Here is a 25,871-nt window from a genome sequence, read left to right as displayed (position 1 = left end):
CTAGTGCATACTATTGTTTGTGCTAGGAGAATATCGGATCGAAGGACGACGCGCAGCGGATATCGCGGCGAGCGTCGAAGCGGGCGTCGCCGCGGGCGGACTCCTCCCGGGGACGCTGCTGCCGCCGATGCGCGAACTGGCGGGCGAGCTCGGGGTCAACCCCAACACCGTGGCCGCCGCCTACCGGGCCCTGCGTGAGCGCGGGGTCATCGAGACGGACGGACGGCGCGGCAGCAGGGTGCGGTCCCGGCCGTCGAGCACCCCCCGGGACGCGCTGCGCACCCCGGTCCCGGCCGGGGTGCGGGACGTGGCCAAGGGCAATCCGGACGTGGAGCTGCTCCCCGCCCTGGACGCGGCCCTGGCCGGTGCGGCCCGGCGGCACGCCCAGGCCCCGACCCTCTACGGGCAGGACCCGGTCGCCCCGGAGCTGGCGCGGCTCGCCCGGGCGGGCCTCGACGCGGACGGGGTCCCGCCCGGGCCGGTCGCCGTGACCTCGGGCGCCCTCGACGCCATCGAACGGGTCCTGGTCGCCCATCTGCGCCCCGGCGACGCGGTGGCGGTGGAGGACCCGGGCTGGGGAGGCGCCCTGGACCTCGTCCCGGCCCTGGGGCTGCGGCTGCTGCCGGTCGCCGTCGACGAGGACGGCCCGCGGACCGAGGCGGTGGCCGCCGCGCTGGAGGCGGGGGCGCGGGCGCTCGTGGTCACCTCGCGCGCCCAGAACCCGACCGGGGCCGCGGTGGGCGAGCGGCGCGCACGGGACCTGCGGGCGCTGCTGGCCCGCCACCCCGGCACGCTCGTGATCGACGACGACCACGGCCACGGCATCGTCGACCTCCCCCTCCACCCGCTGGGCGGGGCGACCCGGCACTGGGCGCTCGTGCGTTCCACGGCCAAGTCGTACGGGCCCGACCTGCGGCTCGCGGTGCTGACGGGCGACGAGGTCACCCTGGACCGGGTGCGCGGACGCCAGCGGCTGGGCCCGGGATGGGTCAGCAGGCTGCTGCAGTACACGGTGGTCGAGCTGTGGTCCTCCGGGGCGGTGGACCCGGCCGTCGTGGCGCGCGCCTACGGGGAGCGCCGGGACGGGCTGGTCGAGGCGCTGCGGGCGCGCGGCGTCCCCGCGTCCGGGCGCAGCGGGCTCAACGTGTGGGTGCCGGTCGCCGACGAGACGGCGGCGGTGACGCGGCTGCTCACCGCCGGCTGGGCGGTGGCCCCCGGGTCCCTCTTCCGCGTCGAGTCGGGTCCGGGCATCAGGCTGACGGTCTCCCGGCTGCGGACCGCGGACGTGCCGGGTCTGGCCGACGCCGTGGCCGGAGCGGTCCGGACGGGGCCGGCGGGCGGGCGGTACGAATGACGCCGCCGGCCGGCCCCGAGGGGCCGGCCGGCGGTGGTGACCCGTCGATCGCGGAGGGGTCAGGAGGACGGGGCGGGCTTGCGGGCGCCGGGGCGGGTCTGGGTGAGCGTGGCGCCCGCCAGCACGATCGCGGCCCCGACCGGGGTGTTCCAGTGCAGCTGCTCGCCCAGGACCAGCACGCCCGCCGTGGTGGCGATGACGGGGATGAAGTAGGTGACCATCTGCGCGGTGGTCGGGCCGACCTCCGTCACCAGGCCGTACTGCATCTGCAGGGCCATGCCGGTGCCGAGCGCGCCCAGGGCGACGACCGAGAGGGTCGGCCAGAGCGGGAAGGACCCCGGGGCCGTGGTGAACACCGCGCTCACCAGGGCGAGCTGCAGGGTGGAGACCATGAGCTGGGCGCCGGTGAGTGCCACCGGCGAGCCGGGGACCCCGGCCAGGGTGCGGCGTACGTAGATCCAGCCGACGGGGTAGCAGAGGGAGGCCAGCAGGGCGAACGCCGTGCCCTTGGCGTCGACGCCGGAGAAGCCCTGCCAGGCGCCGAGGACGGTGAGCACCCCGAGGAAGCCCAGGCCCAGGCCGGCGAACCTGCGGCGCGTCGGGCGGTCCTCCGAGAGGGAGACCAGCGACAGCGCCATGCCCCACAGGGGCGAGGTGGCGTTGCAGATGCCGGCCAGGCTGGAGGGGATGCTCAGCTCCGCGTAGGCGAAGAGCGAGAAGGGGGCGGTGTTGAGCAGGAGCGCCGCCACGGTGAGGTGCCCCCAGGTGCGCAGCCCGCGGGGGAGCGGCTCGCGCCGCACCGCCAGGACGGCCAGGAGGGCCAGCGCGCCGAAGAAGACCCTGCCCAGGGCGACCTGGAAGGGGGCGTAGGCCTCGGTGCCGACCTTGATCAGCAGGAAGCTGAAGCCCCAGACGACCGAGAGGACCGCGAAGCGGACCCGCCAGTCGAGGAGGCCGCGACGGCGGGTCGTGGGCGCATCCGAGGGGCCGGCGGGGGTCGGGGGCGTGGCGGGGACGGTGGCCGGGTGGCCCTGCCGCCGGGGGGTGGTGGGTGCGCTCATGGACCTACTGTGCGGGTGTCAACTTCGTAGGACAAGCGAGAGTTTCTCTGATCGACGGCGTAGCATCGCTTACATGTTGAACCTGGAGCGCCTGCGCACCCTGGACGCCCTCGCCCGCCACGGCTCGGTCAGCGGCGCGGCCGACGGCCTCCACGTCACCACCTCCGCCGTGTCCCAGCAGATGGCCAAGCTGGAGCGCGAGGTCGGCCAGCCGCTGCTGGCCCGGAACGGACGGGGCGTACGGCTCACCGACGCCGGCCGGCTGCTCGCCGACCACGCCGCCCGGATCATCTCCCAGGTCGAACAGGCCCAGGCCGACGTGGAGGCCCAGCGCGGCCGCGCCGTCGGCGAACTGCGGGTCGGCGCCTTCCCCACGGCCATGCGGGGGCTGCTGCCCGGCACGCTGTCGGCGCTGCGGACCTGCCACCCGGACCTGCGGGTCCGGGTCCGGGAGCAGGAACCCGAGGAGAGCATGGCCGCGGTCGTCCGCGGCGATCTCGACATGGCGCTCGCGATCGACTGGCACAACAAGCGGATGCCGGTGCCCGCCGAGCTCACCCGCACCCACCTGCTGGACGACTCCGTCGACATCGCCGTCCCGGCGGACCACCGGCTGGCGGGCCGGGAGCGGATCTCGCTCGCCGACTTCGCCGAGGACGAGTGGATCTCCTGGAACGAGGGCCAGTTCTGCCACGAGTGGCTGGTGTTCTCCCTGCGCGGGGCGGGCGTCGAACCGCGCATCGCCCACATCGCCGAGGAGCACCACACCCAGCTGTCGTTCGTGGAGGCCGGACTGGGAGTGTGCGTCACCCCGCGGCTGGGCCGCGGCCCCGTACCGCACGGGGTGCGGCTGCTGCCGGTCTGCGACTCGGTGCGCCGCCACGTCTACGCGGTCTGGCGCGCCGACGCCGACCGCCGGCCCTCGATCAGGGCGGCGGTCGACACCCTGCGCCAGGTGGCCTCGGGCATCGGCGGCTAGTGCGGCGGCGGTGACGGTGAGGGCCGCCGCGGGGCCGGACCCGCGGCGGCCGGGCCGTCGCGCCGCTCGTCTCAGGGTGCCTGCGGACCCGCGAGCTTGCGGAAGTCCCAGGAGACGACCGAGTCGGGGGTGAGGCGGATCCACGCGTGCCGGCCGTCGTGCGGCATCTCCTCGATCCCGAAGTTCTTCACCGGGAAGATCCTTTCGGGCACGGCCAGTTCGGGGCACGGTTCGCCGGTGCGCGGGGCCTCGCCCACGAAGACGGCGCTCCCGGACAGCTCCACCCCGCGCAGCTCGTCGTAGGACTCGCCCGCGTCCACGACCACCGAGATCCGCGGGTCCTTGCGCAGGTCCGACCAGCGGCGGCTACGCGTGATCGAGTACAGCCACAGCGAGCCGCCGTCCCACGCGAACCACAGCGCGCCGACGTGCGGCCGCCCGTCCGGGGAGACCGTCGCCACCCGGCAGGTCCGCTGTTCGCGCAGGAAGGCGTCCACCTCGGCCGCGCTCATCATGATCCGCCGCCCCCGCCGCTGGCCCTCGTCCATCGCACCCGCACCCCTTCACATCTGACTAGGTGTCAGGAATCATGAGGGCTCTTCCGTCGCCACGCCAGGGGGAGTCATGCCCGATCTGGATCCCGACACCACCGCGCTGCTCACCGTCGAGTGCCAGAACGGTGTCGTGGGGGAGGAGAGCGCGCTGCCCGAGCTCGCCAAGGAGGCCCGGGACTCCGGGATGCTGGAGCGGGTGGCCGCGCTGGTCGACGCCGCGCGCGGGGCCGGCGTACAGGTCCTGCACGCGGTCGCCGAGCGCAGGCCCGACGGGCGGGGCGCGAACGGCAACGCGCGGCTGTTCCGCGCCGCCGAGCGGCTCCCCGTGCGGCAGCTGACCGGAAGCCGGGCGGTGGAGGTGGCGGCCCCGATCACCGTCGCCGAGCAGGACCTCGTGCTCCGCCGGCTGCACGGGCTCTCGCCGATGGCCGGCACCGACCTGGACGCCCTGCTGCGCAACCTCGGCGTCCGCACCCTCGTCGTCACCGGCGTCTCCTCCAACATCGCCGTCCCGAACACGGTCTTCGACGCCGTGAACCTCGGCTACCGGGTCGTGGTCCCGGCGGACGCCATCGCGGGCGTCCCCGCCGCCTGCACGGCCGAGGTGATCCGCAACTCCCTGTCCCTGGTGGCGACGATCACCACCACGCAGGCCCTCCTCGACGCCTGGCCGGTCACCGGCGCCGCCCGCTGAAATGCCCTGCGGGGGCAGGCCGGGCGCCCGATAGCCTGGGGGGATGCTCACAGAAGTGATCGCGACCCGCTACGTCACGCCCCTGCGTGAGGGCGGCTCGTTGCCGGGGATCGTCGAGGCCGACGACCTCGGTACCTACGTCATGAAGTTCACCGGCGCCGGGCAGGGGCGCAAGACCCTGGTGGCCGAGGTGGTCTGTGGCCGCCTCGCCCAGCGGCTGGGGCTGAGGGTGCCGACCCTGGTCCGGATGCAGCTCGACCCCGTCATCGGGCTCGGCGAGCCCGACCAGGAGGTGCAGGAGCTGCTCAAGGCGAGCGGCGGCCTCAACCTCGGCATGGACTACCTGCCGGGCTCGATCGGCTTCGACCCCCTCGCGTACCGGGTGGATCCGGTGGAGGCGGGACGGGTGGTCTGGTTCGACGCCCTCATCAACAACGTCGACCGCTCCTGGCGCAACCCGAACATGCTGGTCTGGCACGGCGACCTCTGGCTGATCGACCACGGGGCCACCATGATCTGGCACCACAACTGGCCCACGGCCCAGGCCGCCGCGGCCAAGCCGTACAACGCCTCCGACCACGTCCTGGCCCCGGTCGGCCCGGACATCGCGGCCGCGGCCGCCGAGCTCGCCCCGCTGGTCACCGAGGAGCTGCTCACCGAGGTCACCGCCGACGTCCCCGACGAATGGCTGGTCGACGAGCCCGGCTTCGACTCCACCGACGCGCTGCGCCGGGCCTACGTGGAGGCGCTGCTGCCGCGCGCCGCCACGATCCACGAGAGGATCTCGATGGAGGCCGAGGTGAAGGCCCCGGCCGGACCTCCGGGCTGGCTCACCGACCACCTGCCCGAGTGGCCCCACAAGGCCCACACGAAGAAGAGCGGCGACGAGTGACCCAGCGGGACGTGTTCGAGTACGCGCTGGTGCGCGTGGTGCCCCGGATGGAGCGCGGGGAGTGCTTCAACGCCGGCGTGATCGTCTACTGCCGGGCGCATTCCTACGTCGCCGCGCGCACCCACCTGGACGAGGCGAAGCTCCTCGCCCTGGACCCCGGGGCCGACGTGGCCGGCGTACGGGCGGCCCTGCGCGGGGTCGAGGGAGTGTGCGGCGGCGGCGAGGCCGCCGGGCAGGCGGCGGGCGACGACGCGGGGCGCAGGTTCCGCTGGCTCATCGCCCCGCGCAGCACGGTCGTGCAGCCCGGGCCGGTGCACACCGGGCTCACCGCCGATCCCGCCGCGGAGGTGGAGCGGCTCCTGGACCTCCTGGTCCGCTGACGGCCGCCGCGCCGTCCCGCGCGCGCCGGCCGCCCGGCGCTTCCCGCGGGCCCAGCGCCCCGCCCGGCCCGTCGCCGGGGCCCCACCGGCCTCGCGGCGGGCCGGAGCCCCGTCCCGGGCGGGTGGCGTTGACACCGGGTGCCAGGGCTCCTAGCGTCTCCTCAGCTGAAGCTACTAAGCGGTTGCTCACCTCTGGGTGGCCGCTTCTCAAGGGCGAGGAGAACCAGCATGTCCACCACCGAGCAGCGCGTCGCGATCGTGACCGGGGCGGCCCGGGGCATCGGCGCGGCCACCGCCGTGCGCCTGGCCGCCGAGGGCCGCGCCGTCGCCGTACTCGACCTCGACGAGGCGGCCTGCAAGGACACCGTGGAGGCCATCACGGCCGCCGGCGGCCGGGCCCTGGCGGTCGGCTGCGACGTCTCCGACGGCGCGCAGGTGGAGGCCGCGGTCGCGCGCGTCGCCGCCGAGCTCGGAGCCCCCACGATCCTGGTCAACAACGCGGGCGTGCTGCGCGACAACCTGCTCTTCAAGATGAGCGAGTCCGACTGGGACACGGTCATGAACGTGCACCTGCGCGGTGCCTTCCTGATGTCGAAGGCCTGTCAGAAGTACATGGTGGAAGCCAAGTTCGGCCGCATCGTGAACCTCTCCAGCAGCTCCGCGCTCGGCAACCGCGGCCAGGTCAACTACTCCGCGGCCAAGGCGGGCCTGCAGGGCTTCACCAAGACCCTGGCCATCGAGCTCGGCAAGTTCGGCGTCACCGCCAACGCCGTGGCGCCCGGCTTCATCGTCACCGAGATGACCGCCCAGACCGCCGCCCGCGTCGGCATGGGCTTCGAGGACTTCCAGGCCGCCGCGGCCACCCAGATCCCCGTGCAGCGCGTCGGCCGCCCGGACGACATCGCCAACGCCATCGCCTTCTTCACGGGCGAGGCGGCCGGCTTCGTCTCCGGCCAGGTCATGTACGTGGCCGGCGGCCCCCTCAACTGACGGCCCGACGAGAGGCAGGCGTACGCCATGACGTACAGCGGTACCGACAGCGGCAAGGTCGCACTCATCACCGGAGCGAGCCGGGGCATCGGCTACGGCATCGCCGAGGCGCTGGTCGCCCGCGGAGACCGGCTCTGCATCACCGGACGCAACGAGGAGGCCCTCAAGGAGGCCGTGGAGCGCCTCGGGGCGGACCGGGTCATCGGGGTGGCGGGGAAGGCGCACGACGAGGCCCACCAGGCCCACGCGGTCGAGCGCGCCATGGAGGCCTTCGGCAGGGTCGACTTCCTGGTGAACAACGCGGGCACCAACCCGGTCTTCGGCCCGATCGCGGACCTCGACCTCGGTGTCGCCCGGAAGGTCTTCGAGACCAACGTGATCTCCGCGCTCGGGTTCGCCCAGCGGACCTGGCACGCGTGGCAGAAGGACAACGGCGGTGCGATCGTGAACATCGCCTCGATCGCCGGCGTCTCCGCGTCCCCGTTCATCGGCGCCTACGGGATGAGCAAGGCCGCCATGGTCAACCTCACCCTCCAGCTCGCCCACGAGATGGCCCCCGGGGTCCGGGTCAACGCGATCGCCCCGGCGGTGGTCAAGACGAAGTTCGCCCAGGCGCTCTACGAGGGCCGCGAGCAGGAGGCCGCGGCGGCCTATCCGCTCGGCCGGCTGGGGCTCCCGGAGGACATCGGGGGCGTGGCGGCGTTTCTTACATCTGCACAAGCGGAATGGGTCACGGGCCAAACTCTGGTCGTCGACGGTGGGATGTTCCTCAATGCCGGGGTCCACTGACCGATAATCGGACGAATTTGCCTCCGAAAGGGAGGCAAATGTGTATCGAATGTGCACGGAACCGGTCAAGTGCCCCACGAAACCACCCCATTGGATTCGTGGGGCACTGCGGTAGGGTCTGCCGCACCCCTGGCTGATCGAGGAGCGTGCACGTGTTCAACCGGACCAGATGCCTGCAGATCACTGCGGCCCTTGCGTCCATATCCCTGCTCGCGGGATGCGGCATGCTGTCGGAGGACGACGGCGACGGGGCGAAGCCGATCGTCGTCGGCACCACCAGCGCCCCCAGCACCCTCGACCCGGCCGCCGCCTGGGACGGTTCCTGGGAGCTGTACCGGAACGTCTACCAGACCCTCCTGGCGTTCCCCACGGGCTCCACCAAGCCCCAGCCCGACGCCGCCCAGAACTGCGAGTTCACGGACGGCGCGAGCCAGGCCTACCGCTGCACCCTGCGCAAGGGCCTGAAGTTCTCCAACGGCGAGCCGCTCGACTCCAAGGCCGTCAAGCACTCCCTGGACCGCATCCGCACCATCGGTTCCAAGGTCGGCCCCAAGGACCTCTTCGGCAGCCTCGACAAGATCGAGACCCCCGACGAGCTGACCGTCGTCTTCCACCTGAAGACCTCCGACGCCACCTTCCCGTACGTCCTCGGCTCGCCCGCCGCCTCGCTGGTCGCGCCCAAGATGTACCCCGCGGACAAGCTGCGCGAGGACGGCAAGATCACCGGCTCCGGCCCCTACCTGCTGGACTCCTACAAGGAGGGCGCCGAGGCCGTCCTCACGGAGAACGCCGGCTACACCGGATTCGCGAACCGCCAGAACAAGGCCGTGACCATCCGCTACTACGCCGACTCCGCGAAGATGGTCGCCGCCCTCAAGGGCAAGGAGCTCGACGCCACCTACCGCGGTCTCTCGGCCGCCCAGGTCACCGACCTGCAGACCCCCGAGTCGCACAAGCTCGGCGTCCAGGTCGTGGAGAACGTCGGCGCGGAGATCCGCTACCTGGTCTTCAATCCGAAGGACCCGGCGGTCAACAAGCTCGCGGTCCGCCAGGCCATCGCCCAGATCGTCGACCGCGGCACCCTCGTCTCCAAGGTCTACCAGGGCACCGCCGAGCCGCTGTACTCGATGGTCCCCAAGGGCGTCGTCGGCCACAAGACGCCCTACTACGACAAGTACGGCGCCCCCGACGTCAACAAGGCCAAGAAGATCCTCAAGGACGCCGGGATCACCCAGACCGTCGACCTGACCTTCTGGTACACCACCGACCGGTACGGCTCCTCGACCGCCGACGAGTTCACCGAGCTCAAGCGCCAGCTCGACGAGACCAACCTCTTCCGCATCACCCTGCGCAGCCAGCCCTGGAAGACCTTCCAGGAGGGCTACAAGGGCCAGGAGTACCCGGTCTTCGGGCGCGGCTGGTTCCCCGACTTCCCGGACCCGGACAACTTCATCGCGCCGTTCGTCGGCAAGGAGAACGCGGTCGGCACCCCGTACGAGTCCACCGAGATCCTCAACGACCTGCTGCCCAAGTCCCGCCGCGACGGCGACCGCTCCTCCGGCGTCGACGAGTTCGAGAAGGCCCAGCAGATCTTCGCCGAGGACGTCCGGCTGCTGCCCCTGTGGCAGGGCAAGCTCTACGTCGCCGCGCGCGAGGACATCGCCGGCGGCGAGCGGGCGCTCGACCCGCAGACCGCGATGCAGATGTGGGAGCTGTACCGCAAGACCAGCTGGTAGCGGAGCGGCCCGGGGGCCCGTTCCCCGGGCGCCCGACGCGTTGTCAGTGGCCCCCGGTAGGTTCTGATCAGTTGCACGAACTTGTACCGGAGGTTGTCGCCGTGACCCAGATGCTGCCCGAGTCCTGGCTCCCCGTCCTCGGCGGGGAGCTGGACCAGCCCTACTTCAGGGAACTCACCGAGTTCGTCGAGAAGGAGCGGGCGAACGGGCCGGTCTACCCGCCCCGCGAGCAGGTGTTCGCGGCCCTCGACGCCACGCCCTTCGACCAGGTCAAGGTGCTGGTGCTCGGCCAGGACCCCTACCACGGCGCCGGCCAGGGCCACGGCCTGTGCTTCTCCGTGCAGCCCGGGGTCAAGACCCCGCCCTCGCTGCGCAACATCTACAAGGAGATGAAGGAGGAGCTCGGCCTGGAGGTCCCGGACAACGGATACCTCATGCCGTGGGCCCAGCAGGGCGTCCTGCTCCTCAACGCGGTGCTCACCGTCCGCGAGGCCGAGCCCAACTCGCACAAGGGCAAGGGCTGGGAGAAGTTCACCGACGCCGTGATCCGCGCCGTCTCCGACCGCCCCGACCCGGCGGTCTTCGTCCTGTGGGGCGCCTACGCCCAGAAGAAGATCCCGCTCATCGACGCCGAGCGGCACGTGATCGTCAAGGGCGCCCACCCCTCCCCGCTGTCGGCGAAGAAGTTCTTCGGCTCCCGTCCCTTCACCCAGATCAACGAGGCCGTCGCCGCACAGGGCCATGAGCCGATCGACTGGCGGATCCCGGACCTCGGCTGACCTCCCACCGCGCCTCGGCCCCACAGCCGGTGCCTCCGGTTAGCTTCTTGATGATCAGACCGGAGGAGGTCTGGCAGAGCGAGCCGGAGGCCGCCGTGACCGAGCAGCAGGAGGCGTCGGAGGACACCGTCATGACCAGGATCGGCCAGGCGGTCATCCTGCTGCACGCCGGGGACCGGGAGGAGGCCCGCAACCGGCTCGTCGCGATCTGGTCGGAGATCGGCGAGGACGGTGACTGCCTGCACCGGTGCACCCTCGCCCACTACATGGCCGACGCCCAGGACGATCCCGCCGACGAACTGGCCTGGGACCTGAGGGCCCTGACCGCGGCGGGCACCGCGGGCGACGGCCCCGCGGGCGGCGACGGGGACGGCGGGCCGGCACAGCGCGAGCCGCATCCGGCCATGCGCGGGTTCTACCCCTCCCTCCACCTCAGCCTCGCCGACGACTACGTGAAGCTGGAGCGGCCGGAGGCGGCCCGGGTCCACCTGGCGCGGGCCCGCGCCGCCGCCGGGGCACTGTCCGACGACGGCTACGGCAACGGCGTACGGGCGGCCATCGCGCGGCTGGAACGGCGCCTCGCCGACCTGCCCGACACCGGCCCCCGGTCCTTCCCCGAGCAGTCCTAGGCCGCTCTTGCGGATCGTGCCGGGCCCGCGCCGCCCGCCCGGCCCCGGCGGGAGCGGTCAGCCGCCGTGGACACCCGCGCAGATCCGGGCCTCCGGGCTGTCGTCGCGCCACTGGCCGTGCCGGCGGCCCAGCGCGCACACGTCCGCCGGCCGCACCGGCAGCTTCCGCATCAGCTCCCGCTCCACCTCGGCGTCGGGCCGCGCACGCCGGCCGCCGCCCTCCTCCCGCCCGGGACCGGGCACCGCGCCGCGCGGGGGCTCGGGAATGTCGGGGACCGGCGGAGCGTCCGCCCCGGGCCCCCGGTCGTCGCCGGCCGAGCTCCGCCCGGCGGGCCGGGGGGAGGGCGCGGCGGAGGCCGCAGGCCCGGCCGCGCCCGGAGCGGACTCCACCGCCTCCAGCGCCTCCAGGGCCGGTGCCCGGACCACCACGGCGGCGGCCCCGGGACCGCCGCGCGGCTCGTGGCGGGGCTGCGCCCCCGCGGCGGGGGCGGACGCGGGCTGCACGGGGCCGGGTCTCACCTGGACACAGCCGGAGACGGCCGAGACGGCGCAGGCGACGCCGAGGAGCAGCGTTGTCGTGGTTCGGGTTGGATGCACCCGCGCAACTCTGCTGTGCGAGGACCCCGTTGTGAAAACCGGGAGCCCATATTCACCCCGCACGGGTGACGGGCGGCGCGGTGACCGGGGGACAGCCGGCGCATCCCCGCGCCCGGGCCGGTCAGTCGCCGGTGGCGCCGTCCGTCTGCTCGCGCAGCATGTCCGCGTGGCCGTTGTGGCGCGCGTACTCCTCGATCATGTGGGTGTAGACCCAGCGCAGGCTGAACACCTCGCCCCGGTGGTGGCTGGCCGCCTCCGACCGCAGGTCGAGCGGGCGGCCCGCGACGGCCCGGCGCGCGAGGTCGACCTCGGTGCGCCACACCTTCTCGGCGTCGGCCCAGGTGTCCGCCTCGGTGAAGTGGAAGTCGCCGTCCTGGTCCTCCTCCGTGACGTACAGCTCGGGCAGCACCTCGCCCAGCATGATCTCGCGGAACCAGTAGCGCTCCACCTCCGCCATGTGCCGTACGAGGCCCATGAGGCTCAGCTCGGACGGGGCGAGCGGGGTCCCGCGCAGCTCCTCGTCCTGGAGGCCCTCGCACTTCCACAGCAGGGTGGCGCGGTGGTAGTCGAGCCAGCCGTCGAGCATCTCCCGTTCGCCGGCGGTGGTGGAGGGTTCTTCGCGATGTGATCCTGAACTGGAGGTCATGAGGGCCATCCTCGGCGACGCGAGCCCCCCGCCACCAGGGATTAAGCTGCCGAGATCCCACAAGGACCCACATTGGAGGCCACGGTGAAGGTCGGCTGCATCGGACTCGGCGACATCGCGCAGAAGGCGTACCTGCCCGTCCTCACCACCCGCCCGGACGTCGAACTGCACCTGCAGACGCGCACCCCGGCCACCCTGCACCGGGTCGGCGACACCCATCACGTCCCGGACGCCCGCCGGCACACCGATCTCGACGCCCTGCTCGCCCAGGGCCTGGACGCGGCCTTCGTCCACGCCCCGACCGGCGCCCACCCCGAGATCGTGACGCACCTGCTGGAAGCCGGGGTCCCCACGTACGTCGACAAGCCGCTCGCCTACGAGTTCGCCGCGTCACGGCACCTGGTGGAACTCGCCGAGAAGCGCGGGGTCTCCCTCGCCGTCGGCTTCAACCGCCGCCACGCGCCCGGGTACGCGCAGTGCGCCGACCACCCCCGCGACCTGATCGTCCTGCAGAAGAACCGGGTCGGGCTGCCCGAGGACCCGCGCACGCTGGTGCTCGACGACTTCATCCACGTCGTCGACACCCTGCGCTTCCTGCTGCCCGGCGAGGCCGACCGCACCGACGTCCGGGCCGTGGTGCGCGACGGCCTGATGCACCAGGTGGTGCTCCACCTCTCCGGCCCCGGCTTCAGCGCCCTCGGCATCATGAACCGCCTCTCCGGCTCCAACGAGGAGGTCCTGGAGGTCTCCGGCACGGACACCAAGCGGCAGGTCGTCAACCTCGCCGAGGTCATCGACCACAAGGGGCAGCCCACCGTGCGCCGCCGCGGCGACTGGGTGCCGGTCGCCCGCCAGCGCGGCATCGAACAGGTCGTCGACCACTTCCTTGAGGCGGTCGCGGCGGGCCGCACCCTCAGCGCCCGCGACGCTCTGCTCACCCACGAGCTGTGCGAGAAGGTGGTGGAGTCGGCGCTGGAGCAGGCTTTCTGAGAGCCCGCGCGCCGACCGCCGCGCAGTAGGCGGCCAGCACGGCGAACGCCACGGCCACCGGCCAGGCGCCGAAGCGGACGAAGGGGGTCGTCCCCCGCGCGAGGGGCACCTCGTACACCGCGGCGGCACGCGCCGACGTGGGCAGGGCGGACCCGATCCGCTCGCCCGACGGGCCGTGCACCACGCTGACGCCGGTGAGGGTGGCGTGCACCATCGGACGGCCGTTCTCCGCCGCCCGCAGGGCCGCCAGTGACGCGTGCTGGTCCGGTGCCCAGCTGTCCTGGAAGGTGGACGTCGCCGACTGGGCGACCAGCAGGGACGCCCCGTCGAGGGTCAGGCGCCGGCTCATGTCGGGGAAGGCCGACTCGAAGCAGACCAGCGGCCCCACCCGCACGCCGGACCGCCCGTCGGGGCGTCCGGGCAGGTCCATGACCACGGGCGCGTCGCCGCGCATGCGGTCCTCGCCGGCCGCCCGGCCGACCGAGGTGGCCCAGCCGAGCAGCGTCCTGGCCGGTACGTACTCCCCGAACGGCACCAGCCGCATCTTGTCGTACCGGTCGCCCGTGGGGCCCGCCGGACCGACGAGGACGGCGCTCTTGTAGATGCCCGGCCGGTCCGCCCGCCGGGCGTCCACGTTCACCAGCAGCGGCGCCCCGACCTCCGCCGACAGCGCGGCCAGCCGCCGGGCCAGGTCGGGCCGCGCCGACAGGTCCTCGCCGACACTGCTCTCGCCCCACACCACGAGGTCGACGTCCCGTCCGGCCAGCGGCCGCGTCAGCCGCTCCCCGGCCGCGAACCGGCGCTCCGCACTGTCCGGCCCGTCCGGCACCGGACCGGGCTGTACGACGGCCACCCGCAGCCCGCCCGCCTCCGCGGGCCGGACCGACCACACCCACACCGCCCCGGTGAGCAGCGCGCACCCCGCCACGCCCGCCACCGCGGGGACCCGCGCCGACGGCACCGCGACGAGCAGCACCAGCGCGCAGTTGACCGCCACGAGCAGCAGGCTCACCAGCCACACCCCGCCGACCGAGGCCAGCCGCAGGGCCGCGGGCACCTGCCACTGGCTCGCCCCCAGCAGCCCCCACGGGCCGCCCAGCCCCTGCCAGGACCGGACCACCTCCGACAGCAGCCACCCGGCCGGCACGACGACCAGCGCGCAGGCGGCCCGGCCCGCCGGGGGCGACCCGCCGAGGAGCCGCTGCACCAGCAGGGCCCAGGGAATCCACAGCAGGCCGACCAGCGCCGCCACCGGGAGCAGGAACACGTGGAGGCTGGGCAGCAGCCAGTGATGCACCGCCAGGATGTAGCCGGCGCCGCCCAGCCACCCCTCCAGGGCGGCCCGCCGCGGGGTCGGGGCCGAGCGCAGCAGCAGCATCCAGGGCACGAGGGCCACGGAGGCGAACCACCAGAGGGCGGGGGCCGGGAACGCGAGCGCGGGCAGGGCGCCGGCGGCGAGCGCCGCGGGCGCGCGCCACCGGCGGAACCACCCGCTGTGCATCGGGACCATGGCGCCTCCGCTTCCAGTGTGGGCAGTGCCGCTCGTACCCGCCCCTCCGGCGCCCGGCGGGCGCGGCCCGCCCCGGGGCCCGGGGCGGGGCGGGAGAAGGGCTCAGAGGGCCGTGTGCCGCCACTTCTCGTGCACGGTCACACGGGTGAGCCGCCAGCCGTCGCGGGTGCGCGCCAGGGCGAAGGTGTACCGCCCGGCGGCCACGAAGTTCGGCGAGGTCGCCTCCTCGCCGGAATCCGGTCCCCGCAGCCGCATCGGATTGAGGAAGTCCGCCCGCACCTCGGCGACGTCCCCCGGGGCACCGGCCACGTCCTCCAGCCGGATCCGCCGGTTCACGATGAGGTGCTGGCGCACGGGGAACAGCGTCATGGTCCCGGCGAGCCACTGCGCCACCTCGGCGACCGGGCCCTCGATCCCGCCCGCCGAGCTGTAGTCGGCCCGCCCGGCCGGGACGAACAGGGCCCGGTACGCCTCCCAGTCGCCGTCGTCCACGGCCACCGCGTAGCCCGTGACCACTTCGTCGATAGCCAGCCGGTCCATCACCGTCGCGAGGTCCACACGCTGCGTCATCGGGTCAGTGTGGGGCTGCGGGGGCCCGAGGCCAAGGGGTGTGCGCGCACCCTGTCCGCCGCCCGCCCTCAGTGGCCGGAACGCCCCTCCCGCTGCCGGACCACGACGAGGAACGCGTCACTCGCCAGATCCATGACCACCTCGGCCGGTACGCCCTCGCGCATGCGCTGCGCCGCGTACTCCTCGGCCGGCCAACTTCCCCGCGGACTTCCGGCCGGAAACCGCTCCAGAACCACACGACCCATGGGACACCCCCTGCTGCTCGCCTTCCGTTCTCTTCACGGACAACGACGCGGAGGCCTCCCGGGAACGTTCCCGAGCGGCCTCCGGTTCACGCGAAGTGGTGGTTCCGGGCGGATCAGGACCCGGACTCGCCCGCGTGCGGACTCGGCACGTCCGTGCCGATCAGCACGATGATGTGCAGCGAATCGGCAATCTCCTGCTCCATGGTCGGCGTGACGGGCGAGGAGGCTCGATGCCGTCCCGCCTGGCTCCGCGTCCGGATCCCGCCGAAGAGCTGACCGATCATGACAGCCCACAGGGCTGTGGCGGCCCGTGCCGACCTGCAGTCGGGCGGAGAGCCGTGCAGGCCGTCTGAGTCCCACCGGTGGTCCGGCACGCGCGTCCCGACCGGCCGCTCCAGCGTGAGGCTGATGTGTGCGCCTGTGCTGCGGCAGGCAGCCGGCCGTCGTGGGACGGAACGCGGACGGGAAGCAGAGCCCGGACACCAGCCCGTGGGTGCTGTCCCGCGGGGCGGAGCGGGCGGGCATGGGAGCGGACGACCCGCTGCCGCTGCGGTGGAGCCCGTTACGGCAGGGTGGTGGCCATCGCGTACGACTCCGCCCCCCTGGACGGGATCACCGAGGCGGGTCGTGGCGTGCATCTGCCGTGGCCGGCCGAATCGGACTGTGGGGTGCGCGACCCGCGCCTGCCGACCGTGAGCGCCGCACGGTGGACGCAGTACCTCCCGGACTGCTTCCCCGCCGTCGCCGAGGCGGTCGACGCGCTGGAGGCCGAACCCTTCCAGGTGCGCCCACAGGCGGACGCCCAGGCGGACACGTGGAGCACGCTGCACCTGGCGCCTGACGACGCCACGGGAGACTCGGCGGTCGTCGAGTTCGCCGACGGCAGGCCGCGCGTTCACTGCGACCGCACGTACACGGTGATGACCAACTCCCCGCAGCTTGATCAGCAGCTGGACCGTCTGAAAACGGTACGAGGCGTTCGGCGGCGCCCTGCCGCTGCCGGGCACGACGGAGGCGGCCGACCGCTTCGTACGCGCCGCCCACTGCCTCTGTCCAGGTCGTTCCGGAGCGGGCCGGGGTCGAGGAACGGCTCCGAACCGGCTGGGCCGACTCGGTCACGCCGTGGGGCACCGGGATGGAGCCGACACCCCACCTGCGGATCCGGTCACCGGGCGGCGGGCTGCGTGCCGTCCCCTCTTACCGTGTCGACCAGTTCCGCCGGGTCCTCGGGCAGACTGTCGCCGCGCCACGCCACATGGCCGTCCGGGCGGACCAGCACGAAGGAGCGTTCGTAGAGCTTGGACACCTCGCCCTCACGCCCCCTGTGCGTGGTCAGCGGCACGCCCCGCTCGGCGAACGCATTCTCGAATCGCGGGAGCGCGGCGTGCTCGGCGAAGCACAGCAGCACGAATCCGGGCCCGAACAGGTCGAGGGTCGAGCGGGTGTCGTCCCACCACGCGTGCGCGGCGCGGAATCCCGGCTCGCTGCCGGGGCGCCAGGCGGCGTCCGGCTTGCCGTGGCGCACCGGCAGTCCGGGGTCCTCGACGGTGACGGGGGAGTGGTAGCGCAGCCCGAAGTGGATCTCCGGTGCGTCGAACTCCCGCTGCACGCCACTTTGTTGCATGCGCTCCGACATCTCCGTACGGGCGCGCTCGCCCTCGGGCCCGTCGAGGTGGATCTCGGGCGGCACCTGCCTGCGCATGGTGCGCTGGAGATTGAGGTGGGCCTCGTTCAGGCTTTCCACGGCGATGGGCCTGCGCTCGGTCTCGTACGTGTCGAGGAGTTGGCGCCCGGCCCAGCCGTTCAGCGTGGCGGCGAGCTTCCAGCCCAGGTCGGCGACGTCGGCTATGCCGGTGTTGAGCCCGAAACCGCCGGAGGGCGACAGCGTGTGCGCCGCGTCGCCGGCGAGGAAGACACGGCCCGACCGGTACCGTTCGGCGACGCGGTGGGTGAGGTGCCACTCCCCGTCTCCCAGCAGTTCCACCGGCGTGTCGAACGCGAGGGCGTCGTTGATCAGTGACAGCGCGTCGACGCGGGGCGCCGTCTCGTCCTCCACCCCCACGACAAGGTTGTACAGGTCGCTGCCGTTCAGCGAACGCATGGGAAAGCGCAGTGTGGACGACCGCATGAGGAAGTAGACGAGCGCGGCGCGGTCGCCGAGCCGGTCCTTGAGCGCGGGGGCGCGGAAGAGGATGTTGCGGAAGACCTGCGGGCGGTGGCGCGCGGGGGCGTCGATGCCGCAGGACCGCCGGATGGGGGAGGCCGCGCCGTCGCAGGCGACCAGGTACCGGGCCCGTACGGAACCAGTCGTTCCGGTGGTGTGGTCGGTGAGGGTGGCATCGACGTGCCCGGCGTGCTGACGCACGTCGTCGACGGTCGTACGCAGCCGCAGCGGGCCGTCCGGGTGTATGCCGACGGCCCGCGTCAGCACCGGGTTCAGCCAGTGGGCCGGGCACACCTGGTCGGGTTCGGGGGTGTGCGCGAAGGCGGGACGCTCCTTCGTCGTACCACGGCGGTAGCGGTGGACCTCGTGGCCGCCGACCTTGGTCACCCAGGCGATGTCCAGAGGGTGATCGGCCGGCCAGCCGGTGTCGCGGATCGCGTCCGCGACACCCCAGCGGCGGAACAGTTCCATCGAGCGCGGACCGATGGTGCTCACTTTGGGGTGGCGAACCGTGCCGTCGCCGGCGTCGATGACCATGCAGTCGATCCCGCGGTACGTCAGGTCCAGCGCGAGCGCCATCCCGACCGGGCCGCCACCCGCGATCAGCACGTCAGTGCGCTCCACACCGGTCCGCTCACCGGAACGTGTCATGTCGCTCTCGCCTTTCGTTTCTGGGGCTGGTCTGGGGGATCCTGGTGGGACGACGCGGCACGGTCAGCGGTTCACGGGCGTTCTGCGATGACCAGCAGGCAGCCGAAGTCGTCGACACCCGCCAGGTCGGAGGGCTGGAAGGCGTCGTCGGAGAAGGCGAAGTTGCCCTCGTTCATGGCCGCGGGGCGGTCCTCCGCGGTGGCGAGCTTCCCCAGTTCCTCGGCGAGACGCAGCGTGGTCTGCTCCGTGATGTCGAGGATGCCGCGCAGCCGCAGTCCGCTGCGGTGGAGCAGCGCGACGTAGTCGTCGACGTCCGCCGTCGTGGACATCAGGTCGCGGCAGAACTTGTCGATGCCCGGGTGACGGACCTCCTTGCGCGGGTGGCGCTCGAACACGTCGGTCAGGACGAGGCGGCCGCCCGGGGCGAGCACCCGGGCCGCGTCGGTGAGCACCTGCTGCCGGTCCGGCATGTGACAGATCGACTCCAGCGCCATCACGGCATCGAACGACGCGTCCGCGAAGGGAAGCTTCATCGCGTCGCCGTGCTGGAACGAGGCCCGGTCGGCGAGCCCGGCCTCGGCCGCCAGCCGGTTGGCGGTCTTCACCTGCTCCTCGCTGATGCTGATGCCGGTGACCCGGGCTCCGGTGTGCGAGACGAGCCGCAGGCCGGGACCGCCCACCCCGCAGCCCAAGTCGAGGACGTGGGACGAACCGTCGACCTTCAGCCAGTCGATGAACACGTCGGTGAGCCGGTCCATCGCCTCCTCGATCGTGGCCTCGGAGTCCGGTGTGTCCCAGTAGCCGATGTGCACGTTGGTGTTGAAGCTGCCGTCGCGCATCGCGCTCAGCGTCAGCCGGTCGTACAGCTCGCCCACGGCTCCGGGCACGGGAAGGGTCTGGGCGGTCTTGGTCTCGGTCATGGCATGGCCTTTCGTTCTGGGGTGTGAGAGGCGCGAGAGGTGTGTACAGGTGGTGTGGGCAGGTGGTTCAGGGGCCCTGGGGAAGGTCGTACGGGTCAGGAGTCGCCCACCGTCGCGGTGTTCGGCAGGCGTCGGCGTTCGATCTCCCGGCACCGTTCGTAGTCGGGCAGCAGGCCCTGCTTCTGCGCCTCGGCGAGGGTGGGCGCCGCGCGGTCCCGGTCGGAGAGGACGAGTTCGGTGTCCGCGGGCAGGGGCAGTCCCAGGGCCGGATCCAGGACGGACAGCGAGAGTTCGTGCAGCGCCACGTAGCTCTCGGAGAGCATGTACGACATGACGGTGTCGTCCTCCAGTGCCACGAACGCGTGGCCCACTCCCACGGGGAAGTAGGTGGCCCGGTGATCCTGCTGGTCCATCAGCACCGCGTCCCACTGCCCGAAGGTGGGCGAGCCGACCCGGATGTCGACCACGATGTCCAGGGCCTTGCCCCGGGCGCAGTAGACGTACTTCGCCGTACCGGGAGGCGTCGCGGTGAAGTGGACCCCCCGGACCACGTCGCGCCGGGACACGCTGTGGTTGGTCTGCGCGACGCGGAAGAGCGGGGCGCCGTGCGCCGCGGTGAACGCCTCCTCCTGGAAGGGCGAGAGGAACCTGCCCCGGTCGTCGGGAAAGACGCTGGGGGTGAATTCGAGTGCTCCCTCGACAGCGAGTTTGCGGGCCTTCATGTCGTCTGCTCCGATGGCTCGATGGACTTGTCGGCGGGTTGTCCGGTGGGAGGTGGGGGCCGGCGGGGCGCCGGGGCCCTCACAGCGTGGCCAGCACTTCGCGCACGGCGTCGATGACCTTGTCCTGCTGGCCGGGGGAGAGCGAGGGGTACATCGGCAGCGAGAAGATCTCACCGGCCAGTGCCTCCGTGACCGGGAGCGAGCCCGTCGCGTATCCGAGGTGGGCGAACCCGGTCATGGTGTGCACCGGCCACGGGTAGCTGATGTTCAGGTGGATGTCGTACGCCTTGAGGCGCTCGATGATGTCCCCGCGCCGGGGATGGCGCACCACGTACACGTAGTACACGTGCTCGTTGCCCGGGACGGTGCGCGGCAGTACGAGTTCGGTGTCGGCGAGGCCGTCGACGTAACGCTGCGCGACGGCGCGGCGGTCGGCGACGTAGGTGTCGAGCCGCTTGAGCTTGCGCCGCAGGATCTCGGCCTGGACCTCGTCCAGACGGCTGTTGTGAGCCGGTGTCTCCAGGGTGTAGTAGCGCTCCTCCATCCCGTAGTACCGCAGCCGTCGCAGCCGTCGCTCCACGGTCGCGTCGGAGGTGAGCGTCGCGCCGCCGTCCCCGTAGGCGCCGAGGACCTTGGTCGGGTAGAAGGAGAAGGCGGCCGCGTCGCCCGCGGCCCCCGCCGGGGTCCCGTTCTGCCGTGCCCCGTGGGCCTGCGCGCAGTCCTCCAGAACGGTCAGCCCGTGTTGGGCGGCCAGTTCCTTCAGCGGAGCCATGTCCACGCACTGCCCGTACAGGTGCACCGGCAGCAGGCACCGCGTGCGGTCCGTGATCGCGGCGGCCACCTGGTCGGTGTCCATGAGGAAGTCGTCGGCGCGGACGTCGACGAAGACGGGGGTGGCTCCGGTGGAGTCGATGGCGATCACAGTCGGCGCCGCGGTGTTCGACACGGTGATCACTTCGTCGCCGGGGCCGATGCCCAGTGCCTGGAGGCCCAGCTTGATGGCGTTCGTGCCGTTGTCGACGCCGACGCAGTGGTCCACCCCGTGGTAGGCGGCGAACTCGGCTTCGAAACCGAGCACGCTCGCGCCGAGCACGAGTTGGCCCGAGTTGAAGACCGACTCCACTGCGTCGAGGACGTCCAGACGCTCGGCTTCGTACTCCGCCAGGTAATCCCATACGCGCGTGGTCATGTGCCAGCCTTTCGAGAACTGTGAGGTGGATGTACGGGGAGCAGGTGGGCTCACCGGCCTTCGTCCGGCCGGCGTGCCAGGGCCGCGACCGTACGGCGCACCGCCTCGGGCAGCGACAGCCGCGGGCTCCAGCCGGTGGCCGCGCGGAACGGCGAGGAGTCGATGGTCACGCTGCGGAAGTCCGTCGGGGGAGCGTGCGCGGGAGGTTCCACGGACACCACGTCCACCGGGGGGCGTCCCGTGTGGTCGGACGCGCTGCGGGCGACCAGACGAAAGACGTCACCGAGCGCGTCGCCCCGGCCCGCGCCGATCAGCCAGAAGCCGCCCACCAGGGGGTCCGGGTGGTCCAGTGCCGCCGCGAACGCCGCCGCGACGTCGTCGACGTGCACCAGGTCGCGCCGTACCGTGCCGTCGTGCCACATCGTGAGGGCCTGGTCGGCGAGGGCCCGCCGGGCCATGGCGGACACGACACCGCGATCGGTGGCTCCGGGCGCCGCGCACTCCCCGAACACCATGGGCAGGCGCAGGCTGATGCCGCGCACCCGGCCGGCGGCGGTCGCCTTCAGCAGGATCTGCTCCGCCGCCAGCTTCTGCCGGTCGTACGCCGTTTCGGGGTGGTCCGGCTCGCTGCCGTCGAGCGGCTCGCGCGGTGGGACTCCCACCTGGGAGGCGGCGCCCCCGTACAGCACCAGTGGCAGGGTCCCGTCGGCGGCCGGACGCAGTACACCGACGAGGTCGCGCATCACCCCGACGTGCAAGCGTTCGGCGCCCGGGTCGCTCTCGGCGGCCCGCCACCCGCCGTCCGCCAGGAGCAGGGACACCACGGCGTCCGAGCCGGCGACCGCTTCGGCGAGGGCGGCCCGGTCGGTGAGGTCGGCGGTGACGACGGTCGTCTCCGCGTCGCCCTCCACGGGGATGGCCGGCCTGCGCGACACGGTCCGCAGGCGGATCGGACGGCTCGACAGCGCGCGGACGACGGCGGAACCCACGAAGCCCGAGGCGCCGAGCACGGTGACCAGCGGTCGGTGGGTCTGTGGTGTGCGTGTCATGTCACATCTCTTCTTGGGACCGGGGGCGTGCTGCCACGGCATGGAGGCAGGCCAGGAGCGTGCGGGCCTCCACGTTCAGGTAGTGGCCGTGCCGGGTGAGTGCGGTGAGCTGACCCGGGGTGGCCCAGGTGTAGCCGGGCGGTGGCGGCAGCGGGGCCGTGGACTCGTCGGCGTCGACCAGGAGGTAGCGGCTCCTGGCGTTCAGGAAGCGTCCGCCCTCCTCGCCGTGCACCGCCTGGTAGCGGATGCGCGAGGCGGCCGCACCCAGGACGACGTCGAGGAAGGGCGGACGGTCCGCCGCCGGCAGGTGGGAGTGGTTCTCCACCGTGCACTGCACGGTCGGACCCAGCTCGACCGTGTCCAGCAGGCCGCCCTCGGCCCTGGCCTGCACCAGCACGTGCGGCACCCCGTCGAACTCGCGCACGAGGAATGCCGAGACTCCCAGGCCGATGGGCTCGATCAACGGCTGGGTCCAGCGGACCACCTCACGGTTGCCGGCCTGCACGGAGACGGCGATCACCTTGAAGAAGCAGCCGTCCTCGTGCTCGATCGCCTCGGCGCCGTGCTTCCAGCCGCGCACGGCGGCGAGCGGAATCCGGCGGGCGCGCACGTCGCGGCGGGAGCGCTCGCCGGTGAACCACGACAGGAGCTGGGTGTCGGAGTGCAGCGCGCCGGGCGCGGGGTCCCGATACGGCAGACAGGCCAGCACGGTCCTGGCGTCCATGTTGACCAGGTCGTCCTCGTGCAGCAGTTCGGCGATCTGGCCGAGGGTGAGCCAGCGGAAGTCGTCCAGTACGGGGACCTCGTCGGTGGTTTCGACGACCATGTTGCGGTTGGACTTGCGGTAGAACCACGAGCCCTGTTCGGACTGGAGGACATCGACGACGACCCGGTCGGGGTCGGGTCGGCCGAAGTGCTCGATGAACTTGACGTCCGTGCCCCGGTGGGCCTTGGTGTAGTTGCTGCGGGTGGCCTGCACGGTCGGTGAGAGCTGGAGCAGATTGGGGTTGCCCGGCTCCATCTTGGCCTGCATCAGGAAGTGCAGGACCCCGTCGAACTCCTTGGCCAGGATTCCCAGGATGCCGACTTCCGGCTGGCTGATGACGGGCTGCTGCCACTCCCGGCGGGGTCCGTCGCCGAAGGGTCCGTCGCGCTCCACGACGTGCAGGCCCTCGACGGTGAAGAACCGCCCACTGCGGTGCGCGAGATTGCCGGAGCCCGGTTCGAACCGCCAGTCGCCCAGCTCCGCGAACGGTATGCGTCGTACGTGGAAGGCGTGAGCCCGGTGGCGCTCGGCCAGCCAGGTGTGGACGTCCTCGGTGCGCAGGTGCGCCCCCTGGGGCGTCGCGGCCGACAGGGCGAGACGGTCGACCAGTTCGTGATCCTCGCGGGGGCGCACGGCAACGGGGCCGGGGGCTGCCAGGGACGCGGAGCCTGGAGCGCCGGGCACCGGCGCGGAGACGGCGGGAGGGGGGACGGGGCTGGACGACATCGGAGAACTCCCTGTCTGCGGGGGATCGGAACGAGTCGGTGCCCGCCGGGCTTCGTCACGCAGGTCCGGGACGAAACCGGCCGGCTTCGGGTCAGGACCGCTGCGCGGTGATCAGGAGGTAGCCGGCGTGCGGGTGCCTGCCGAAGGCCTCCATCAGGTCGGCCGCCTCGGTGATCTGCTCCGCGGCGAAGCCGTCGAGGGTGGTGGCGAGTTTCCGGAAGGTCGCCGAGACGTGCCGGTAGCTGGCGCGGACCTGCTCGCCGATGTCCGCCAGTTCCAACAACTCCCAGCCCGCTTCCGCCAGGTGCGCACGGTGCTCGTCGGGCGTGTTGATGCCGGCGATCTCGTACGCTCGCACCATGCCGTCCAGCACGGACCTGTCCTCGCCGGTGAACGGCTGCCGCTGGCACAGGTCGGCGACGACGAGCCTGCCGCCGGGGCGCACCACCCGGTGGATCTCGGCCAGCGCGGCGCTCTGGTCGGGCATGTGGAGCAGCGACTCGATGGCCCAGGCCCCGTCGAAGGAACCGTCCTCGTAGGGGAGCTTCATGGCGTCGGCGAACCGGAAGTCGACCAGGCCGCGGACCTCGGACCCGTCCGCCTCCCGGGAAGCCTGCTCCACCTGCGGGCGGCTGACGGTGATGCCGGTGACCCGTACCCTGCGCCTCTGCGCGATGCGCAGGGCCGGGAGCCCGTTGCCGCAGCCCACGTCCAGGAGCCGCTGCCCCGGCCGCGGGGCGAGACGCTCGGCGACGAGGTCGGTGAGACGGTCGGTGGCCTCGGCGATCGGCAGGTCCTGGTCGTCGTCCCAGTAGCCCACGTGGATGTTGCCGCCCAGGGCGGTGGTGGCACCGGCCTCGGAGAACAGTTCGTAGGTCTGCCCGACGGAGTCGGCGGTGGGTCCGGAGGTGGGATCGGTGGTCGCGTTGCGGGCGGGATCGGACTGCTGCGTCATGGCTGCTTCTCCTCGTACGGACTCTTCGGCGCTGCCGGCGTGCGGTGGTGGATCAGGGAAGGTCGCTCGTGCGGAGCACCAGGCGGGCCGGCCCGTGGAAGACCATGTCGTCGGCGTACTCGACCTGCTGCCGTCCGTGGTCCAGGCCGGGCAGGCGGTTCAGCAGCGCGGTGAGGCCGATCTCGGCCTCGGCGCGCGCCAGCCCCGCGCCCAGGCAGTAGTGGATGCCGAAGCCGAAGCCCAGGTGGCGGTCGGCGGGGCGGTGCAGGTCGAGGGTGCCGGGGTCGGGGAAACGCGCGGGATCCCGGTTCGCCGAACCCAGCAGTGCGATCACCCGGCTGCCGCGAGGCACCTCGTGCCCGCCCAGGTGCGTGTCCTCGTACGCCCAGCGCGTCACCGCCTGCACCGGCGGGTCGTAGCGCAGGAGTTCCTCGACCGCACCCGGCGTCAGCTCGGGATCGGCGCGGAGCTCTTCCAGGGACTGCGGGTGCGCCCGAAGTGCCAGGACCGCCTTCGCCAGGAAGTTGGTCGTGGTCTCGTGTCCGGCGGTCAGCAGATGGACGCAGGTCCCCACCAGAGCGTCCGTGCCCAGCGGTGCGCCCTCCTCCTGGGCGCGGACGAGGCGCGTGAGCAGGTCCCCGCGCGCGTCGTCGGCGCAGCCGCCGCGGCGGCTGCGGGCCTCCCGGCGGAAGTAGCGGGAGAACTCCCGGGAGGCCGCCTCGGCCCGCGCGTAACCGCCCGCACCGCCTCGCGACCTGGTGGTGCTCGCCTCCTGGAGGGCCAGCGCGTTGGCGCGGAGCCACTCGTGGTGCTCCGCCGGAAGGCCGAGGAGCGCGGAGATGACGAGGAGGGGAAACGGTGCTGCGAAGCCCTCGACGAGGTCGGCCTCGCGGTGCTCCCCGAGCCCGTCCAGGAGTTCGTGGGCGATCTCCGAGATGCGGGGCCGCAGGCCGGCGACGACCGAGGGGGAGAACTCCGTGCCGAGCAGGGCACGCAACTCGGTGTGCCGCGGCGGGTCCAGGAACACCAGCCAGTTCTCGACGAGTGTCCGCAGGGCCTCGTACTCGGCGGGGACCGGGCCGGACGCCGCACCGGTGGCGGGGGAGGCCGCTCGTGCGTCCCGGCCGAACCGCCGGTTCGACAGCACGTGGACGGCCTCGGCATAGGTGAAGACGTAGTAGGTGTCGGGTTTGCCCTCCTGCGGCGCCCCGCGGTGTACCGGCGCGTTCTCCCGGTAGCGCCGGTACACCGGGTACGGGTGGGCGATGTCCTCCTCGGCCCAGCCCAAGAGGTCGAACCGCGGCAGCGTCGCGGATGGCATGCGGTCTCTCCTT

At 72.7% G+C, this 25,871-nt stretch carries 25 protein-coding genes and 1 pseudogene; 12 read left to right on the top strand and 14 right to left on the bottom strand.

Annotated elements, in window-relative coordinates; translation table 11 throughout:
* The first annotated feature begins 19 nt into the window (after positions 1–19).
* The gene (locus ACPU2J_RS05935) at positions 20–1,354 is read left to right on the top strand and encodes an aminotransferase class I/II-fold pyridoxal phosphate-dependent enzyme (RefSeq protein ID WP_423832908.1); all 1,335 of its coding nucleotides are present in this window, start codon (positions 20–22) and stop codon (positions 1,352–1,354) included.
* Between the two features lie 59 nt (positions 1,355–1,413).
* Here the strand turns inward: ACPU2J_RS05935 and ACPU2J_RS05930 are convergent, their stop codons facing one another.
* The gene (locus ACPU2J_RS05930) at positions 1,414–2,415 is read right to left on the bottom strand and encodes a DMT family transporter (RefSeq protein WP_423832907.1); all 1,002 of its coding nucleotides are present in this window, start codon (positions 2,413–2,415) and stop codon (positions 1,414–1,416) included.
* Positions 2,416–2,488: 73 nt separating this feature from the next.
* On the opposite strand from ACPU2J_RS05930, the gene ACPU2J_RS05925 reads away from it, so the two are divergent.
* Positions 2,489–3,394, top strand: a complete 906-nt coding sequence (locus ACPU2J_RS05925; RefSeq protein ID WP_365080916.1) for a LysR family transcriptional regulator — start codon at positions 2,489–2,491, stop codon at positions 3,392–3,394.
* A 71-nt stretch (positions 3,395–3,465) separates the two neighbouring features.
* Here ACPU2J_RS05925 and ACPU2J_RS05920 read toward each other — a convergent pair whose 3' ends face one another.
* Complete coding sequence (locus ACPU2J_RS05920) at positions 3,466–3,942, bottom strand: pyridoxamine 5'-phosphate oxidase family protein (protein ID WP_365080913.1); 477 nt, start codon at positions 3,940–3,942, stop codon at positions 3,466–3,468.
* Positions 3,943–4,018: 76 nt separating this feature from the next.
* Between ACPU2J_RS05920 and ACPU2J_RS05915 the strand changes: the two genes are divergently transcribed.
* The 8 genes from ACPU2J_RS05915 (at position 4,019) to ACPU2J_RS05880 (ending at position 10,837) form a co-directional block, all read left to right on the top strand.
* Complete coding sequence (locus tag ACPU2J_RS05915) at positions 4,019–4,642, top strand: cysteine hydrolase (RefSeq protein ID WP_361593959.1); 624 nt, start codon at positions 4,019–4,021, stop codon at positions 4,640–4,642.
* Between the two features lie 43 nt (positions 4,643–4,685).
* Positions 4,686–5,534 (top strand): HipA family kinase, encoded by an 849-nt coding sequence (locus ACPU2J_RS05910; RefSeq protein WP_420081443.1) that lies wholly within the window; start codon positions 4,686–4,688, stop codon positions 5,532–5,534.
* Positions 5,531–5,914: a DUF3037 domain-containing protein gene (locus ACPU2J_RS05905; RefSeq protein ID WP_361593963.1), complete on the top strand. Its 384-nt coding sequence runs from the start codon at positions 5,531–5,533 to the stop codon at positions 5,912–5,914. The genes ACPU2J_RS05910 and ACPU2J_RS05905 overlap by 4 nt, the downstream gene beginning before the upstream one ends.
* A gap of 228 nt (positions 5,915–6,142) precedes the next feature.
* Positions 6,143–6,904 (top strand): 3-oxoacyl-ACP reductase FabG, encoded by a 762-nt coding sequence (gene fabG, locus ACPU2J_RS05900; RefSeq protein ID WP_365138561.1) that lies wholly within the window; start codon positions 6,143–6,145, stop codon positions 6,902–6,904.
* A 27-nt stretch (positions 6,905–6,931) separates the two neighbouring features.
* Positions 6,932–7,693: an SDR family oxidoreductase gene (locus tag ACPU2J_RS05895; protein ID WP_420081444.1), complete on the top strand. Its 762-nt coding sequence runs from the start codon at positions 6,932–6,934 to the stop codon at positions 7,691–7,693.
* A gap of 152 nt (positions 7,694–7,845) precedes the next feature.
* A complete protein-coding gene (locus ACPU2J_RS05890; protein WP_365080901.1) occupies positions 7,846–9,429 on the top strand; it encodes an ABC transporter substrate-binding protein in 1,584 nt (527 codons plus the stop codon).
* A 110-nt stretch (positions 9,430–9,539) separates the two neighbouring features.
* Positions 9,540–10,208, top strand: coding sequence for a uracil-DNA glycosylase (locus tag ACPU2J_RS05885; RefSeq protein WP_361594183.1), 669 nt, complete (start codon positions 9,540–9,542; stop codon positions 10,206–10,208).
* A gap of 95 nt (positions 10,209–10,303) precedes the next feature.
* Positions 10,304–10,837 carry a hypothetical protein gene (locus ACPU2J_RS05880; protein ID WP_420082491.1) on the top strand — a complete coding sequence of 178 codons (534 nt, stop codon included), beginning with the start codon at positions 10,304–10,306 and terminating at the stop codon, positions 10,835–10,837.
* 57 nt (positions 10,838–10,894) lie between these two features.
* Here ACPU2J_RS05880 and ACPU2J_RS05875 read toward each other — a convergent pair whose 3' ends face one another.
* Together ACPU2J_RS05875 and ACPU2J_RS05870 are read right to left on the bottom strand one after the other, a co-directional pair.
* On the bottom strand, positions 10,895–11,434 hold the full coding sequence (locus ACPU2J_RS05875) for a hypothetical protein (protein WP_423832906.1): 540 nt from the start codon (positions 11,432–11,434) through the stop codon (positions 10,895–10,897).
* Positions 11,435–11,555: 121 nt separating this feature from the next.
* Positions 11,556–12,080 carry a DinB family protein gene (locus ACPU2J_RS05870; RefSeq protein ID WP_423832905.1) on the bottom strand — a complete coding sequence of 175 codons (525 nt, stop codon included), beginning with the start codon at positions 12,078–12,080 and terminating at the stop codon, positions 11,556–11,558.
* Between the two features lie 84 nt (positions 12,081–12,164).
* On the opposite strand from ACPU2J_RS05870, the gene ACPU2J_RS05865 reads away from it, so the two are divergent.
* Positions 12,165–13,070, top strand: a complete 906-nt coding sequence (locus tag ACPU2J_RS05865) for a Gfo/Idh/MocA family protein (RefSeq protein ID WP_420082492.1) — start codon at positions 12,165–12,167, stop codon at positions 13,068–13,070.
* Here ACPU2J_RS05865 and lnt read toward each other — a convergent pair.
* Positions 13,015–14,580, bottom strand: coding sequence for an apolipoprotein N-acyltransferase (gene lnt / locus ACPU2J_RS05860; protein WP_423832904.1), 1,566 nt, complete (start codon positions 14,578–14,580; stop codon positions 13,015–13,017). The genes ACPU2J_RS05865 and lnt overlap by 56 nt on opposite strands.
* Before the next feature lie 102 nt (positions 14,581–14,682).
* A complete protein-coding gene (locus ACPU2J_RS05855) occupies positions 14,683–15,150 on the bottom strand; it encodes a nuclear transport factor 2 family protein (RefSeq protein WP_423832903.1) in 468 nt (155 codons plus the stop codon).
* Between the two features lie 607 nt (positions 15,151–15,757).
* Here ACPU2J_RS05855 and ACPU2J_RS05850 point away from each other — a divergent pair.
* Positions 15,758–16,378, top strand: a pseudogene (locus ACPU2J_RS05850) (linear amide C-N hydrolase); the annotation flags it as partial.
* A gap of 182 nt (positions 16,379–16,560) precedes the next feature.
* On the opposite strand, the gene ACPU2J_RS05845 reads toward ACPU2J_RS05850, so the two are convergent.
* The 8 genes from ACPU2J_RS05845 to ACPU2J_RS05810 all read right to left on the bottom strand — a co-directional run bounded on the left by ACPU2J_RS05845 (position 16,561) and on the right by ACPU2J_RS05810 (position 25,858).
* Complete coding sequence (locus tag ACPU2J_RS05845) at positions 16,561–18,210, bottom strand: FAD-dependent monooxygenase (RefSeq protein ID WP_423832902.1); 1,650 nt, start codon at positions 18,208–18,210, stop codon at positions 16,561–16,563.
* A 71-nt stretch (positions 18,211–18,281) separates the two neighbouring features.
* Complete coding sequence (locus ACPU2J_RS05840; protein WP_420081449.1) at positions 18,282–19,130, bottom strand: SAM-dependent methyltransferase; 849 nt, start codon at positions 19,128–19,130, stop codon at positions 18,282–18,284.
* Positions 19,131–19,225: 95 nt separating this feature from the next.
* The gene (locus tag ACPU2J_RS05835; protein ID WP_420081450.1) at positions 19,226–19,852 is read right to left on the bottom strand and encodes a dTDP-4-dehydrorhamnose 3,5-epimerase family protein; all 627 of its coding nucleotides are present in this window, start codon (positions 19,850–19,852) and stop codon (positions 19,226–19,228) included.
* Positions 19,853–19,931: 79 nt separating this feature from the next.
* Positions 19,932–21,041 (bottom strand): DegT/DnrJ/EryC1/StrS family aminotransferase, encoded by a 1,110-nt coding sequence (locus ACPU2J_RS05830; protein WP_423832901.1) that lies wholly within the window; start codon positions 21,039–21,041, stop codon positions 19,932–19,934.
* Positions 21,042–21,091: 50 nt separating this feature from the next.
* On the bottom strand, positions 21,092–22,090 hold the full coding sequence (locus ACPU2J_RS05825; protein ID WP_420081452.1) for an NAD-dependent epimerase/dehydratase family protein: 999 nt from the start codon (positions 22,088–22,090) through the stop codon (positions 21,092–21,094).
* Between the two features lies 1 nt (position 22,091).
* On the bottom strand, positions 22,092–23,582 hold the full coding sequence (locus ACPU2J_RS05820; RefSeq protein WP_420081453.1) for an NDP-hexose 2,3-dehydratase family protein: 1,491 nt from the start codon (positions 23,580–23,582) through the stop codon (positions 22,092–22,094).
* Positions 23,583–23,673: 91 nt separating this feature from the next.
* Positions 23,674–24,537, bottom strand: coding sequence for an SAM-dependent methyltransferase (locus ACPU2J_RS05815; protein ID WP_423832900.1), 864 nt, complete (start codon positions 24,535–24,537; stop codon positions 23,674–23,676).
* Between the two features lie 52 nt (positions 24,538–24,589).
* On the bottom strand, positions 24,590–25,858 hold the full coding sequence (locus ACPU2J_RS05810; RefSeq protein ID WP_423832899.1) for a cytochrome P450: 1,269 nt from the start codon (positions 25,856–25,858) through the stop codon (positions 24,590–24,592).
* Between the last annotated feature and the right edge of the window lie 13 nt (positions 25,859–25,871).

The organism is Streptomyces manipurensis (genome assembly GCF_049570255.1).
Taxonomy (GTDB): Bacteria; Actinomycetota; Actinomycetes; order Streptomycetales; family Streptomycetaceae; genus Streptomyces; species Streptomyces manipurensis.
Note: the sequence above shows the minus strand (reverse complement) of the source record. Positions and strands in the feature narration are given on the sequence as shown.